Source organism: Erysipelatoclostridium sp. An173, from assembly GCF_002160495.1.
In the GTDB taxonomy this organism is placed as follows: Bacteria; Bacillota_I; Bacilli_A; order Erysipelotrichales; family Coprobacillaceae; genus Thomasclavelia; species Thomasclavelia merdavium.
In genome coordinates this window covers 1-15,156 of record NZ_NFKR01000050.1, presented here as the reverse complement: position 1 = coordinate 15,156, position 15,156 = coordinate 1, and the positions used below count along the sequence as shown (strand labels likewise).

Annotated in this window: 14 protein-coding genes and 1 pseudogene; 4 read left to right on the top strand and 11 right to left on the bottom strand. The window is 28.1% G+C overall.

The features are described from left to right. Window positions 1–213 precede the first annotated feature (213 nt). A complete protein-coding gene (locus tag B5F09_RS13375; protein ID WP_087303279.1) occupies window positions 214–1,674 on the bottom strand; it encodes a DUF1846 domain-containing protein in 1,461 nt (486 codons plus the stop codon). Between the two features lie 197 nt (window positions 1,675–1,871). Here B5F09_RS13375 and B5F09_RS15070 point away from each other — a divergent pair, with 197 nt between their 5' ends. Next, window positions 1,872–2,048, top strand: coding sequence for a hypothetical protein (locus B5F09_RS15070; RefSeq protein WP_204215340.1), 177 nt, complete (start codon window positions 1,872–1,874; stop codon window positions 2,046–2,048). Window positions 2,049–2,099: 51 nt separating this feature from the next. On the opposite strand, the gene B5F09_RS13370 is transcribed toward B5F09_RS15070, so the two are convergent. Continuing rightward, the gene (locus B5F09_RS13370) at window positions 2,100–4,139 is read right to left on the bottom strand and encodes a TIM-barrel domain-containing protein (RefSeq protein WP_087374786.1); all 2,040 of its coding nucleotides are present in this window, start codon (window positions 4,137–4,139) and stop codon (window positions 2,100–2,102) included. Between the two features lie 111 nt (window positions 4,140–4,250). Here B5F09_RS13370 and B5F09_RS13365 point away from each other — a divergent pair, with 111 nt between their 5' ends. Together B5F09_RS13365 and B5F09_RS13360 are read left to right on the top strand one after the other, a co-directional pair. Next, window positions 4,251–5,132, top strand: a complete 882-nt coding sequence (locus B5F09_RS13365) for an AraC family transcriptional regulator (protein ID WP_087374784.1) — start codon at window positions 4,251–4,253, stop codon at window positions 5,130–5,132. A 137-nt stretch (window positions 5,133–5,269) separates the two neighbouring features. After that, window positions 5,270–6,547 (top strand): PTS sugar transporter subunit IIC, encoded by a 1,278-nt coding sequence (locus B5F09_RS13360; RefSeq protein ID WP_087374782.1) that lies wholly within the window; start codon window positions 5,270–5,272, stop codon window positions 6,545–6,547. Window positions 6,548–6,631: 84 nt separating this feature from the next. Here B5F09_RS13360 and B5F09_RS13355 read toward each other — a convergent pair whose 3' ends face one another. The 8 genes from B5F09_RS13355 to B5F09_RS13320 form a co-directional block, all read right to left on the bottom strand. Further along, window positions 6,632–8,410: a MutS family DNA mismatch repair protein gene (locus tag B5F09_RS13355; RefSeq protein WP_087374780.1), complete on the bottom strand. Its 1,779-nt coding sequence runs from the start codon at window positions 8,408–8,410 to the stop codon at window positions 6,632–6,634. A 12-nt stretch (window positions 8,411–8,422) separates the two neighbouring features. After that, window positions 8,423–9,169, bottom strand: coding sequence for an HAD-IIB family hydrolase (locus tag B5F09_RS13350; protein ID WP_087374778.1), 747 nt, complete (start codon window positions 9,167–9,169; stop codon window positions 8,423–8,425). A 47-nt stretch (window positions 9,170–9,216) separates the two neighbouring features. After that, the gene (locus tag B5F09_RS13345; RefSeq protein WP_087374775.1) at window positions 9,217–10,668 is read right to left on the bottom strand and encodes a L,D-transpeptidase family protein; all 1,452 of its coding nucleotides are present in this window, start codon (window positions 10,666–10,668) and stop codon (window positions 9,217–9,219) included. 260 nt (window positions 10,669–10,928) lie between these two features. Then, window positions 10,929–11,441, bottom strand: a complete 513-nt coding sequence (locus B5F09_RS13340; protein ID WP_239404341.1) for a GNAT family N-acetyltransferase — start codon at window positions 11,439–11,441, stop codon at window positions 10,929–10,931. 35 nt (window positions 11,442–11,476) lie between these two features. Beyond that, window positions 11,477–11,893 carry a DUF3788 domain-containing protein gene (locus tag B5F09_RS13335; protein ID WP_239404339.1) on the bottom strand — a complete coding sequence of 139 codons (417 nt, stop codon included), beginning with the start codon at window positions 11,891–11,893 and terminating at the stop codon, window positions 11,477–11,479. Window positions 11,894–11,924: 31 nt separating this feature from the next. Continuing rightward, a complete protein-coding gene (locus tag B5F09_RS13330; RefSeq protein ID WP_087374771.1) occupies window positions 11,925–12,362 on the bottom strand; it encodes a cytidine deaminase in 438 nt (145 codons plus the stop codon). 35 nt (window positions 12,363–12,397) lie between these two features. After that, entirely contained in the window at window positions 12,398–12,961 is a 564-nt protein-coding gene (locus tag B5F09_RS13325) for a hypothetical protein (RefSeq protein ID WP_143357518.1), read from the bottom strand. A 186-nt stretch (window positions 12,962–13,147) separates the two neighbouring features. Then, a complete protein-coding gene (locus tag B5F09_RS13320) occupies window positions 13,148–13,285 on the bottom strand; it encodes a LysR family transcriptional regulator (RefSeq protein ID WP_087374767.1) in 138 nt (45 codons plus the stop codon). 89 nt (window positions 13,286–13,374) lie between these two features. Here B5F09_RS13320 and B5F09_RS13315 point away from each other — a divergent pair, with 89 nt between their 5' ends. After that, the gene (locus B5F09_RS13315; protein WP_087374765.1) at window positions 13,375–14,082 is read left to right on the top strand and encodes a hypothetical protein; all 708 of its coding nucleotides are present in this window, start codon (window positions 13,375–13,377) and stop codon (window positions 14,080–14,082) included. 97 nt (window positions 14,083–14,179) lie between these two features. On the opposite strand, the pseudogene catA reads toward B5F09_RS13315, so the two are convergent. Continuing rightward, window positions 14,180–14,818: pseudogene (gene catA / locus B5F09_RS15250) on the bottom strand (type A chloramphenicol O-acetyltransferase). Window positions 14,819–15,156 lie beyond the last annotated feature (338 nt).

Genomic DNA, 15,156 nt, shown 5'->3' with positions numbered 1-15,156 from the left:
GAAATTCCTAAATAATATTCTGTTTTTTCTAAATGAAACCGAACTTGTTTTTAAGTTCGTCTTTTTTTGTGTTTTTACTCACGATTGGGTCAAATTATTTTTCACACTTCTATTCCTCCCTAAGTCACCTTTATTATTATCAAAACCGCTTTGTTTTAGCTACATATTTTAGTTTTCAAAAGCGCAACTAGCGGTTGCATTAGGGTTTACCAGTTATTGTTTTTTAGCATTATATGTAATTTGAATACCTAAGCTCGAAAATACTTTAGCATCCATTGGTCCAATTGAAGAAGTAATATGTGCTTGAGTTCCATTTAATTTTGGTAATTGTTGTAAAGCCAATTTAGCCTCATTATTATCAACTGCACTTAATGATAAAGCAATTAAAATCTCATCACTATGTAAACGAGGATTAATACTTCCTAAATATTCTGTTTTTAAGTGTTGAATTGGTCCAAAAGCAGATGGTGAAATTAATAAAGTATCATCATCGATATTAGCTAAATATTTAAGAGCATTGATTAATATTGCTGAACAAGAACCCATAAAATCAGATGTTCTTCCAGTTATAATTGTTCCATCTTCAAGTTCAATTGCTCCTGCAAAACATCCAGCTTCTTTTGCTTTTTGGTTAGCAGCAGCAACACATTTACGATCTTCAACAACAACTTTTGCTTGATTCATTACCAATTCTTGTTTATTAACTTCATCAATACTGCATTCTTCACGAACATAACGATTCATTGTATTGTAGTAACGACGAATAATTTCCTGACGACTTGCTTCACGACAAGCTTCATCATCACTAATACATAAACCAGCCATGTTAACTCCCATATCTGTTGGTGAATTATATGGACTAGTTCCATATATTTCTTCAAACATATTTTTTAATACTGGAAATATTTCGATATCACGATTATAATTAACAGTTACTTTATTATAAGCTTCTAAATGAAATGGATCGATCATATTAACATCATTTAAATCAGCTGTTGCTGCTTCATAAGCTAAGTTAACAGGATGATTTAATGATAAATTCCAAATTGGGAATGTTTCAAATTTCGCATATCCTGCTTTAACCCCTCTAATATGTTCATGATATAACTGAGATAAACAAGTAGCCATTTTTCCACTTCCAGGACCTGGTGCTGTTACAACTACTAATGGCTTAGTTGTTTTAATATAATCATTTTTACCAAAACCTTCACTACTAATAATTCTTTTAGTATTTGTTGGATAACCATCAATTAAATAATGTAAATAAACATTGATGTTTCTATTTTCTAAACGAGTTTTAAAAACATCGGCTGCTTTTTGTCCATCATATTGAGTAATAACAACACTACCTACATATAATCCTTTTTCTCGATATACTTCAATTAAACGAATTACATCATTATCATAAGTAATCCCTAAATCACCACGAACTTTATTACGTTCAATATCACTAGCAGAAATAGCGATAACTACTTCAGCTTGATCTTTTAATTGCAATAACATTTGTAATTTACTATCTGGTGCAAATCCAGGTAAAACTCTTGATGCATGATAATCATCAAACAATTTACCACCGAACTCCAAGTATAATTTATCGCCAAACTGAGCAATTCTTTCTTTAATATGTGATGATTGCATTTTTAAATATTTGTCATTATCAAATCCAATTTTCATACTTACCTCCGTCAATTATTTTACTTTATTTATCTTATAATTACATAAATTTTAACATAAGACTACCTAAATTCAGTATATTATCATATTTTTAATCATTTGTAACATCTTTTTTCACTTATTAATAATAATTTTATCCATTTTAGATAATTTCATGATAAAATTTAAAAAAAGATAACCAAAAGGAGCCTAAAACAATGTCAGATAATAAAAACAAAACAACAATTGTTCATAAAACCGTAAAATCAGGAATTACATTTGGTAGTGCCTTAGCCATGGTAATTAGCTATACTACCTGGAAATCAATTGGCTGGGCAATTATTCACGGTCTTTTAAGCTGGATTTATGTTATCTATTTTATTATTAGATATTAAAAAGCGATAAGCATACATACTTATCGCCAGATATTAAGGGAGTGTTTTTAATTATAATAAAGTTACTTTTTTACTTGTACAATGACATTCATTATTATTAACAGTTATTTTATGGAAATGTTCTTCACGTTCCATATCAGTAGTATAACCATCATCATCATACAATACATATTCTATTGGATCTTTTACATAACTTAATAAATATAAGTTATCGAAATCCATATCTTTTGTTGTTAAAGCTGGTTTAGCCATTGGAACAACATGATTTTTACGAATAAAGAAAATTAATTCATTTAATACCACATTAATATAATGATCACCTTTACTCATTTCAACTTCTTCATAATCATCTAATGAACGATATTTAATCATCTTCATATCTTCTGGTAAATAAACATAACGTCCGCGACAATTTTGTTCATAAACTGGTGCAATCATTATTGATTCACCAACCATCAACTGATCTTCAATATTATATGTTCTTGCATCATCTTCATATACAAATGATAATGGTTTAAAGTATGAATCGTTATTTAATGCCGCTTTAACAAATTCACTATATAAATATGGAATTAGTGCATATCTTAATTCAACCAAATTTTTAAATGTTTCAGTATGATTAAATACATATAGTTCTTGTGCTCGACGACTTTGAGAATGATTACGCATCAATGGTGTAAAAATACCAAATTCTACCCATCTAGTCATTAATTCTTCATTAGTATCACTACCAAAACCACCGATATCAGAACCAGTATATAAGAAACCACACATATTGATATTTGGCATTTGATGTATACTTAATTTTAAATGTGACCACCAGGCATGGTTATCACCAGTCCAAATACCACTATAACGATGCATACCTATCATAGAAGAACGTGAGAAAAATAAAATTCTTTTATCTGGTGACATTCTTTCAAATGCTTCTCCAGCAGCTCTAGATAAATTATAACCATATAAATTATGAACCTTATCATGTCTAATTTTTTTACCATTAATATCATGATAGAAAAGCTGATAATCTTTAGGATTACTTGAAAGCGTTGAGAATTTTTTACGCATTCCAAAATAAGTCTGTAAATCAAGTTCTGATCCTCTTAAACGATCTACCATTTCATACGCTTCATTCAATCTTTCATCAGTGTAGAAAATTGATGGTTCATTCATATCATTCCAAATTCCATCAATACCCTTATCTAATAAAAATTTATATTGATCACCAAACCATTTACGATGCTCATCATTTAATACATCTACTAAATGACAATATCCAGGCCAAACCCCACATTTAAAATCATTACCATTTGCATCTTTACAAAAATGATTTCCTTTAACACCTTCTTCATAGATATTGTAACCTGGTTTTACTTTGATTCCAGCATCAATAATCGGTACTAAATGAATCCCTTGTTCTTTCATTTCAGAAACTAATCCTTCAAAATTAGGTAAATTTTTACGATTAATTGTAAAACTTGAATATTCATCCATATAATCAATATCCATATAAATAGCATCTAAAGGAATTTTAGCTTCCTGGTATTTTTTAGCAATTTCTCTAAAATCATCTTCTGTCTTATAAAACCAGCGACTTTGATGATACCCAAAAGCCCATTTTGGGGGAATGTAACTACGACCTATCATAGCTCTAAATTGAGTAACAATATCTTGCATACTCGTACCATCAATAATATAAACATCTAAATCTTGATCATCACTAGTTACAATTAATTTATCGATATCAGTTTCTCCTACATCAAAACTGATTATCCCTGCTACATCAAAGAAAACCCCAAAAGTTTCTTTTCCTTTAATCAACATAAAATTATGAGCTGCATATAAACTATTACGATCTTCAGTATGACGCGAACCATCCATACATCTAGAAATATAAGTGAAATTTCTTTTATTAATTCCATTAATATTTTCACCTAAACCATATACTACATCTTGAGGATCCATTTGATAAGTAAATACTAATTTTTCTTCATTTGTAACTGTAAACTTATCAATTGTCTCTAAACTAATATCACATTTGTTGATAACTGTATCTGTTTCTATTGGATTTCCAAATCTAAATCTTTTAATCATGAAAATTCTCCTTTCCTATCGCCTATAAAAATATTATAATAATTTAGATAAATATTCTTGTGCATTTTACACCTCAAAATATAACAAATTTGACAATAAGGAGCTAAAATCATGAAAATAATGAAAGAAAAACGTAGCCATGGTAATCACCTGTTTCCATTTGCGTTTTATAATTTGATTGCTGAAAAAGACATGGAAGCTTGTTATTTACATTGGCATGAAGAGGTAGAATGGATTTATGTATATATTGGCAAGATTTCTCTTTTTATTGACGGTAAAGAAAAAATCATCACTCAAGGACAGCTAGCAATAATTGAACCTTTTTTATTGCATTATATTGTTGCAAAAGAAGATTGCCACTATTTTTCCTGTGTTTTTAAAAAAGAATTATTAAAATTTGAAATTGAAGACGTTAACACTTATCAACATATAATACCATATATTAATAATGAATTAGTTATCAAAAGTCCAATTACAATTGATGATGATAATATTGAAGAGATGTTTTTAAGAATTGTTACTATATACAATCATGAAACAATTACCCATCAATTAGAAATTAGAATATATTTATTAATAATCTTTAAATACTTTATTGATCATCAGCTTTTAATAACTAATGATTACAGTAAACATAATTTAGAAGCAATAGAAATTGTTTTAAAATATATTGAAGAGCACTATGATGAAAAAATCACTAGTCAAATGTTAGCTAAGTTATTAAATTATAATCATCAATATTTTTCAAGATTCTTTAAAGATAATACTGGTTATACCCCAATTGAATATATTAATAAATATCGAATTGATATGGCTTGTGAAGAACTTTTAGATGAAAAAAAATCAATTTTAGATATCAGCATTGCCTGTGGTTTTGATAGTTGCAGCTATTTTATAAAAAAATTTAAGGCTTTAAAAAATATTTCACCTAGTAAATACCGTAAATTATTACTGGCAAATTATCAAAAAAAGCCATCTAGATATGACAAATAGGATTGAAAAAATCAAATTTGTTATATTTTTCTCTCTATATCGAGCAAGTATTTGTAAGCGCTTTGAAATATAATAGTGCTTAGTTAAATACGATATACAAATTCTAGATACGTATATTAAAATATCGGGAGGAAAATATGAACAAGAAATTTGAAGCTATTTTTGATAAAATCAATCCAATTATTACTAAAATTTCATCAAACAAATTTTTAACAGGGCTATCTGGGGGAATGATGGCTACATTACCAATTACTGTTGTTGGTTCATTTGCTTTATTATTAGCGGTTGTTCCAATGGGACCAATCTCTACTTTTATTAATGATTCAGGCTTAGCTACTGTTTTTACTACTGTTAATACTTATACAATGGGATTATTAGCAGTCTACATGGTTTTCTTTATTACTAAAAATCTAGTCAATCAATACATGGATAAAGATGACGGTATGACCGCTGCTGCAATTGCATTTCTTTGCTTTTTGATTGTTACTCCAATAGGAACTACTAGTGATGAAGTTAGTGCAATTCCTACTACCTGGTTAGGTTCTCAAGGAGCTTTTACCGCTATAATCGTTGCTACTGTTACTACTTTTATCTATAAGTATACTAAAGATCATAATTTAACTATTAAAATGCCAGATGGTGTACCTCCAATGGTATCTAATGTTTTTGCTGGATTAATTCCCTTTGTTTTAATTTCAGTTTTATTCATGGCAATAAATTATGTTTTTTCACTTACAAGTATTGGCTGTTTACACCAAGCAGTTTATTCATTATTACAAGTACCTTTACAATCATTAGGTGGTAGTATCTGGGCTGTTTTATTTGTTGCTTTTTTAGCTCAAGTATTGTGGTTCTTTGGAATTCATGGACAAAACGTTTTAGCACCTTTTTATCAACCAATCTGGCTTGCAATGGATGCTGCAAATTTAGCTGCATTTTCTACTGGAGCTGCTGAACCAAATATTGTTGGTTATGCTTTCTTTAGTATTTTCTATTTTGGTGGTTGTCAAATTGCTTTATGTTTATTATTGTTTAGAGCTAAATCAAAACAATTTAGAGAATTTGGTAAACTAGGAATTGGACCTGCAATCTTTGGAATCGGTGAACCATTAAACTTTGGGATGCCTTTAATTTTAAACTTTAAATTCATTGTTCCATTTTTATTAAACGGAGTCGTTGGTTTAGCTGTAGCATATATTGCTATTGCAGTAGGTTTAGTACCACATTTAAACGGTTCTGCTTACGTTTTCGGTTTACCATTTGGAGTTGCTGCTTTTATCCAGGGAGGATGGAAAGTCGTTGCCTTAGCTGTAGTTACTAATATTATTATTCCATATTTTATGTGGATGCCTTGGGTTAAAATAGCTGATAAAGAGGCATATAAACAAGAACAAAGCGCAATTAGCGCAGAATAAAAGATCCATAATGAAGTGACTTTATTATTTGAATTTACAAATAACTATTAGTCATTTCAAAGGATCTTTTTTTATCTAAAATAATTATTCAATTATTCCGACCATCTTTAATAAATACTGAGCATTTGTCGTCTTACTGCGACCATCTTTGATACGATAATCAAATTTAATTTTATCATCTTGATAATATTCTTCAAAATGATAATTTGTACATGATACTTCATTTTCTAATTCACATAGCTCAAAATCATGAGTTGTAATTAGAGTAAATATGTTACTTGAAGATAACTGTTTAACCGTTTCTCGCGCTCCAATTATTCGATCAGCTGAATTAGTACCTTTAAATATCTCATCAATTAAAGCAATCATTACTTTTCCAGTACGATTTTCTTCAACAATTTCTTTAATTCTAAGTAACTCCCCATAAAAAGTTGAAATTCCTTCAATATCATCTTCAATTCGCATCGATGTGAATAACTGCATCAACGAACAAGTAAATGACTTAGCCATTACCGGTCCACCAGCATAAGCTAAAACTAAGTTGATTCCTACCGTTCTTAAAAATGTAGTTTTTCCAGACATATTAGAACCAGTTATTATTGCTACTTGACGTTCCATTTTAAAACTATTAGCAACTGCTTCATTGCTAGCTAGCAAAGGATGATAAGCATCTTGAAATTCTAAAACCGGTTTATGTTCATCAACTATTGATGGCATTGAAACACCTGTTTTAGTCTGGATTAAAACTTGTAAACTAATAAGTGATTCTAACTCACCAATTTGCTTTAACCAATGCTCTAACTGATTTCCATGATCATCAATCCATTGATTTAAACGACTATAACAATTACGATCCCATAATAATAATCCATTTAGTAATAAAAAAGCTAATAAATTATTACGCTGTTTGATCATATCACTAATCTTTTTTAACTGTTTTAAATGCAACAAAGCTGCTTGTAAATCAGTTTTTATAATTTGTAAGTGATTAGTATTAAAGTCATTTTCACTAACTAAATTACAAACATTTAAATAATATTCAAGTGATGATGATAGTTTTGCACTACAATCAAATAGCTCACGATTTTTTAATAACATTAAAGCAGCAAAAAATAATTGTCCCATAATTAATAATGGTACTAAAATTATCATATATTGAAAACCGATTTTAAAACAAAACAAAAGTATTGCCACAATTGTAATTACTGGGATTAGATAATTTAAAAAAGTTAGTTTATTACTACTATTATGATCCTTTATCAGTTTTAAAAAATCATTAACCGCTCTTTCACCTAGATAATATTCTTTTGTCATCTTACCATAAGTTTCTGTTTCTAAAACAAAATCAAGTTTTTCACCAAGTTCTTCAACTGCTTGTTGTTCTTGAATAATAGCTTTATAATCAAAAGATTTTCTCGTTAACTTATCAATCAAACGTTTTTTCCCAAGTGATGAAGTTGCCGTATTTAAAAATTGATATAAAGAATTTTGACCTGCAAGATCCAAATCTTTAACTGGCCCACTCATTTCACTAAAAAACTCACTACCAGTTTCTTCAAACTCTTTCCAATCATGATTAAAACGTTGTAAATAACGTAAAACAACCTGAGCTTTTGCCTTTAAATAAGAAAGCTTTTGATTTAGCTTATTATAATAATAAACTAAACCCATAAATATAACTAATAGCAAAAAACACACATAAACCAGCAAGTCGATCTTATAAAAATAACTCACTAACAATAAGACAATAATGCTCAAACCAACCAATAACCTTAACATTGAAATCTTAAAGGTAGCTGATTCTAACTGCTTAATTTGTTTATCAAGGTTATCTTTTTGACTTGTAAAATATTCTAATTTCATCTTTCCTCCAAATCAATCCATTAAGATACTTATACATCCATCAAGACCATCAACCAGATATTTAGCTTCTTGCTTTACTTTTTCAGGACTACGATTAAAAGTAAAAGCTTTATCTACAACTTTCAACATTGGTATATCATTATAAGAATCACCAATTACAGCCATATCCTTACTATCAATATTAAAATGATCAATAATTGTTAAAATACCATTTCCTTTTGAACAACCAAGTGGTGCAAAATCTAGATGACATTCATTTTGATATACATCAATATATTTACCAAAACGCTCTTTTATTTTTAAATATTCTTTACCAGCTATTTCATCATCTTCAAAATGCAATGAAAAAGCCTCATATTCATCGCCAATTTCATCAAGTGAATCAATATTATGATGATTAATATAATCATCAACTGGATTTAAAATATAAGTATCCTCTAAATAAACAATACTAGTATTAACTAATGGATAATCCTTTAATATTTCACTTACTAAAGATTTATTAATAAATTTTTGAAAAATAACATTACCCTGTTTATCTAAGATTTTAGCTCCAGAACAAAGAATATAAAAATCATATTCAATACCTTCACTATTCCAATTAATAACTCCATTATAACTACGTCCAGTACAAACACCAAATAAATTCCCTTGAGCCTGGAATTTTTTAATTGCCTGAACATCTTCTAATCGATAATAACTTTTTTCTTGATCATGAAACAATAAAGTATTATCAAAGTCACTTGCAAGTATTTTCATAATTATAATATTCCCCCTAAATAGAAAACAGTCTTATAAAAGACTGTTTAATAATAACATACTACAGGACAATTGATTTCAATATTTTCATACAACTGTCCAGCTACACTTGTAGGTAAATTGATACAGCCATGAGATCCATTATTCATATAAATATCGCCACCCCATCTTGAACGCCAGCTTGAAGAATCATGTAATCCGATTCCTTTATTAAATGGCATCCAATAAGAAACTGGTGTTTCATATTCATAAGTACCATCTGGTTTTTTAGTACCTCTTAAAGTACGATTTCTTTCCTTATTATATAAATAATAAGTTCCTGCTGGTGTGCGTCGTTCTGGATTATTGTATGTTCCTGAAACAATATCAGATTCTAAAATAATTGTTCCATTTTTATGATACCACATATGCTGACCAGTTAAGTCAATTTCAACAAAAGTATTACCTAAACCACCATTTTCACCACCAGCATCACCGCCAGTTGTTACTGGGGTTCTAGTGGTTACTTTATTAGCATAGATATCTTCTAATAAACCAGTAACTTCTTTACTATTTTGAAGTCGTAATCCATAATTACCACCACTAACAGTAATTGTCCGATTATTAGCACCAACAAAAGTTCTAGTGCCACCAACACTATTGATTTTTTTAGCTAAGTCACTAACAAAATCAGTTGCTTTTTCTTTAAAAACTGCATCATCACGATAATAATTTCCATTTTCATCAATTGATAACCAGGTAATCAAAGTACTTCCATCTAAAACAACATCACCTGATCTTGTATTATATGTAATTGATGCTGAAGCATAATTAGTTGCTGCTTCATATAATTGCTGGATCGAAGCATCTGTTGCTTTAACACCAGGTTGAACATAACAGCTCTTTTCATCTAGATTTAGTTTATTTTTTCCTTCACTAAATGCTAACATTATTTCGCTAACCAGCTTATCTTGATCAATAGTAGATCCATATACTTCATCAACAATCGCAAATTGATTATTAGTATATTCTACTCGTGCATCAACTGGTGCCACCTGGGCATCAGCTTGAAGATGTGATAAAGAAGCTATCTGTTGTCTTAATACTGTTTCATCTACTTTAGCAAGATTATTAACTGAATTTTCAGATTTACCAAAGAATGCATTTATCCAAGAAAATGAACTTTGCTTTTTCAATATATCTTGAACATTATTATCCTTATTGTAAGTTACACCACATTCATTACCAGAAATAGATTCACTATTACCATCATTAAATTGAAGTTCTAATGTATAACCATTAACAAGCTTAGCTAATTCATCATTCGCTTCTTCAACAGTCAAACCACCAACATCAACCCCATTGATATAGGTATTTTTCAAAAATTTCTGATTAAAGTATAGACTTCCAATCAAATACACTGCGATTATAACTAATAACAAGCCTCCAATGATTAAAAACTCTTTTCTAGTTTTCAATTTTTTTAAAGGACTTTCCTTTTTCTTTGCAACATTATCCATAAAAAATCTCCCACTATCAGTATTTTTCTACTAAATTCTAGCATTTTCGTACTAATTGTCAACCAAAATAACTTAAAAGTATGGTATTTTTAAGATATTTTAATAAATATGTTTCAAATGAAACTTATAATTATTGATATTTTAAATTCTGTTGATATTTTCAATATTAAATATCATATTAGTGATAAACTTAACATTATTCATTTATATAAAAACAACAAATATTTATTAAAATTTGCTGTTCCACTTAAAATATTTAACTATATTCCAAACTCTTTGGCATACTCAACAATACCAGAAATATTTGCTGCTTTTTCATTTAATTTACAAGCCATAAAATTTTCATTTGGTACCTCAAATGAAGGCATTATTCTATAATTTATTGCTGGTAAATAGCCCATTTTAGGATAATATTTCTCACTTCCAAGAACAATAGAATAATCATATCCTAAATCATTAGCAATTTTATGTCCTTCTTTAATTAACGTACTACCGATTCCTTTTCTTTGATATTCTGGTAAAACAGCTAACGGTGCTAATGCTAATTGAATACTGTCACCTATTTTAACTTTAGTAAACATAATATAGCCAACTATTTTTCCATTAGATGTTGCAACTAAAGATAACTCAGGAATAAAATTATCGCTCTTTCTTAATAAATCAACTAAATCATGTTCATTTCCATCACTATGTTCAGCACTTTCAAAAGCTGTTTTTACAACTTCATATACTTCTTTATAATCATTTTTATTTTCTTGTCTTATTTCTATCATTATTACTTACTCCATATTTTTAATATGTATTCTTGTTAAGAATTACGTCTAATATCGATTAAACGTAAAATATCTTTATACACTTCATCATTATCTTTTAAATCAATCATAAGCCATTTTTGGTTATTTCCTTCTCTAATATTATGATATATTTTTTGAATGTTACAACTAAGTTCATCCAAAACAAGTTGTGTCTGTTCCTTTTCTTTTTTACCAATTACAACCATAACGGTAAAATAATTTTTTCGAGGATAGATAGTACATAATGTTTTACCAGCCTTTTTAAATTTAATATTCCAGCCTTTTTCATAGCTACATGAACTATATTCTATCTTTTCATTACATTTATATTTTGTTTTTATCTCTAAACAAAATTGTTTAAAAACCGGATTTTTTATATATTCATCTATTTCTTGTAAATTAGGACAATAATTTCTATCTTGTATGTCCATCATCTTTTCACCTCAAATCAAAATTTATATTTTACTCATCAATTTTTGAATTATTATATCTTTCTTCTCCCCACCACATTGGTACTAATTCACCAAGAGTTATTGTTTCTCTTTTATCGTAATCAACCATAATTTCCATATCTTTATTTTCTAATGATAATTGCATCAAAAATTCACGACAAGCGCCACAAGGCATTCCACTACCACCACCATAAGGCGGTTTATCACGAAAAGCAATTAATCTTTTAATTACGGTTTGACCACTATTAACATACATATTTAATGCTGCAACTCGCTCAGCGCATAGTGTAACAACATCACAACAGCTTTCGATACAAAATCCGGTATAAATTTCACCGTTTTTTGCCTCTATAGCACATACAACACCATGAGCATAAATAAAGGGAGTAACCTCTTGAGGATGATATTGCTCCTTTGCTTTTAAATATAACTTTTCCCAAATATCCATTTTAAATCCTCCTATTTTATAAAATTAACTATCTACTATCTTACTTCAAAATCTTCACTTCGATAATGAGTCCAATCAACATTATTAATATTATCTTTTATTTTACTAATTTTAGGATACTCTTTTTTATTACATATCAAATAAAAAGAAAGCGTTGCTTCTTGATCAGTAATTGGAATATAGACCCTATCTTCATAAAGATGAAATCTAGGAATCGTCAAACTGGTTCTAAAAGTAAATAATGAAGATTGTTTTTGTAATATCTCATATAACTCAAGGTCATCTTGAACAATAAAATGTGAATCAGGCATATTATTAACACAAACTTCATGCCAATAACCAGTATTACTATACTCTAAAAAATTATAACCATTTAACTCATTAAATGTAATCTCTTTTTTTGATGAAATCGGCTGATCACTAGTAGTAGAAATATTTAAAACTTCCTGACACATCTTAAAACATACCACATCTTCTTTTAATATTGGGTAATCTAATATAATTGCAGTATAATAATGATCATTTAAACCTTTAATTAGTTTTTCGGCATCAGACATGGTTTCATACCTAAAAGGTGTATCCGGATATTGTCGTTTCATCGTGTATCTAAAAGCCCATAATGGCGCTGGAGCACAGGAACCAATTAACATATTCATATTTAAGTTATATTGGTTTTTTACTTTAGTTTGCAGTTTATCTACATCATTTAATATCTTTTTTCCATCAGCAACTATTATTTTTCCATATTCATTTAATACTAATCGATTATTAATACGGTCAAATATTTACATTCCTAACTCTTTTTCTAGTGATTTCAATGAGCGAGTTAATCCAGATTGTGAAATAAATAATTCATCAGCGGCTTTTAGCATCGTTCCACATTCTGCAATTTTTATTATATATCGTAGTTGTCTTAATTCCATATAACGCTCCTTTCTATAACAAAAATAATTATCGTGAATATAATCAAAACGATATTGAATTATTACAATTGATTCTAACACTTAGATCAATGGCAATTTCTGTTGATGATATTAACTTAATATTATCGGGTGAGTTATCAATACGCTATTGTTTAAAAAATAAGCAGGAGTATTTTCAACAAGAAAAAAAGAAAATTGAAATTATTGAAAATGAAATAGCTGATTATTTTAAAAGAACAAAAGTAACTATCGTTAATCCTAAAAAAGGAATCGAAGATAATGGTTATATTCGTTTATATTATCTAGATGATCAAATAAAATTTGATCAAAATATAATTGCAGTTAAGGATATTAAATCTATTAATATTTCATTATGTTGCTCTAAGGGTGAAGATGGTCGCTATTATGGTATTTACAATTTATATTTTGTATATCTGGATATTAATACAAATTATGATACTTATTCTTTGCAATTAATGAATAATAGTGAAGTATCCAATTTATTTAGCTATCTATCATCTTTAGATATAAGTATTGATGATCCATTAAATTTAAGAGATATTTATTTTAAAACTACAGATTCAATGGCATTATATAAAATATTAAATAGAAATTTTAGAAAATGGCAAAAGGAATATAATCTAGAAATAAAAGATCCTTATTGGTCAATTGTACAAAATACTTATATAAAACCACTACAAAATTTAGATAGTACAAATATCCCAACATTTAAAGAGCAACTAAAATTGGTAGCAAATGGCTATATTAATATTGTAAAAAATGGATTTAAAAAATAAATTCTCATAAAAAATAACTATCTTTAGCTCTACTAAAAATAGTTATTTTTTCATTATTCATAAATTCATTTTCTAAAATTTAACCAATCTTAAATCTTTAACTATTTATTAATTCCTGCAATTCATTTATAAAACGACAAACATGAAAACCATCACAAACAGCATGATGAACTTGAATTGCTAAAGGTAGTAAGATTCCATTTCTTCATAATACTTTCTCATCGTAAAAATAAGCAATAAATAATCATATCCTTTTTGTAAATTCAAATTAAATCCCTCAAATGATACCCAAGGTATCATTGACATAGTAAAACAATTATCAGGAACATCTGGTTTTCCAAACATCCCTTTTTGATTACCATATTGGCGAAGATCATTTTCATACATTTTGTAAAATTATTCATAATCTTTACAATAGACTGTCCAAATATTCAAAAAAGTTTCTGTATCTTTATGAAATATAGTATAGCAAGGTAACATTTATCATATATTCCTAATTCATTATCCTTATTAAAAGCAATTCTAAATTCAACATGACGATTTACAACAGTTGTAAGATAATAAAGCATCGCAGGATATAATTCTTTTTACTTTTTATAATTTTTGTAATATCCAATTTAGTAGTCATACTATATGTACAAGGAACATTTGAAAAGTAATATTCAAAAATATTCTTTACGGAACTAGTTTTCTCAATCAATTGTCTTAAATGCCATTTTTTATAACTCCTAATCATTAAAATATTATATCTTAATTATATCTTATCAATTGTTAATAATAAGATAAAAACAACTAACAAAGCTAATTCAAGATTGCTTTTAGTAAGTTTCTTATTGAAAATCCAAGCTTAATTTCTAATATTTTTACTGTAACAAATCTTTTCCATTATTACAAAAAAGACATTTTTAAATTGCCTCTTTTATAATTAATCTAGTCTATGATTCTTACATTGTTTGCAATACCACATATAAAAGTTAAAATAAGATTACCCAAATTGTTGCAGATAAGTGGTTACACTTTGCATTAATCAGGGTAATCTTTTTTGATATAATTCTTTCCTGTAAAGGAGTGAAT

Coding starts and splice junctions, on each gene's coding strand:
- B5F09_RS13325 (WP_143357518.1), bottom strand. CDS start 12,961: ATGAAACGACAATATCCGGATACACCTTTTAGGTATGAAACCATGTCT.
- B5F09_RS13315 (WP_087374765.1), top strand. CDS start 13,375: ATGGCAATTTCTGTTGATGATATTAACTTAATATTATCGGGTGAGTTA.
- B5F09_RS13365 (WP_087374784.1), top strand. CDS start 4,251: ATGAAAATAATGAAAGAAAAACGTAGCCATGGTAATCACCTGTTTCCA.
- B5F09_RS13340 (WP_239404341.1), bottom strand. CDS start 11,441: ATGATAGAAATAAGACAAGAAAATAAAAATGATTATAAAGAAGTATAT.
- B5F09_RS13360 (WP_087374782.1), top strand. CDS start 5,270: ATGAACAAGAAATTTGAAGCTATTTTTGATAAAATCAATCCAATTATT.
- B5F09_RS13320 (WP_087374767.1), bottom strand. CDS start 13,285: ATGGAATTAAGACAACTACGATATATAATAAAAATTGCAGAATGTGGA.
- B5F09_RS13350 (WP_087374778.1), bottom strand. CDS start 9,169: ATGAAAATACTTGCAAGTGACTTTGATAATACTTTATTGTTTCATGAT.
- B5F09_RS15070 (WP_204215340.1), top strand. CDS start 1,872: ATGTCAGATAATAAAAACAAAACAACAATTGTTCATAAAACCGTAAAA.
- B5F09_RS13345 (WP_087374775.1), bottom strand. CDS start 10,668: ATGGATAATGTTGCAAAGAAAAAGGAAAGTCCTTTAAAAAAATTGAAA.
- B5F09_RS13355 (WP_087374780.1), bottom strand. CDS start 8,410: ATGAAATTAGAATATTTTACAAGTCAAAAAGATAACCTTGATAAACAA.
- B5F09_RS13335 (WP_239404339.1), bottom strand. CDS start 11,893: ATGGACATACAAGATAGAAATTATTGTCCTAATTTACAAGAAATAGAT.
- B5F09_RS13375 (WP_087303279.1), bottom strand. CDS start 1,674: ATGAAAATTGGATTTGATAATGACAAATATTTAAAAATGCAATCATCA.
- B5F09_RS13370 (WP_087374786.1), bottom strand. CDS start 4,139: ATGATTAAAAGATTTAGATTTGGAAATCCAATAGAAACAGATACAGTT.
- B5F09_RS13330 (WP_087374771.1), bottom strand. CDS start 12,362: ATGGATATTTGGGAAAAGTTATATTTAAAAGCAAAGGAGCAATATCAT.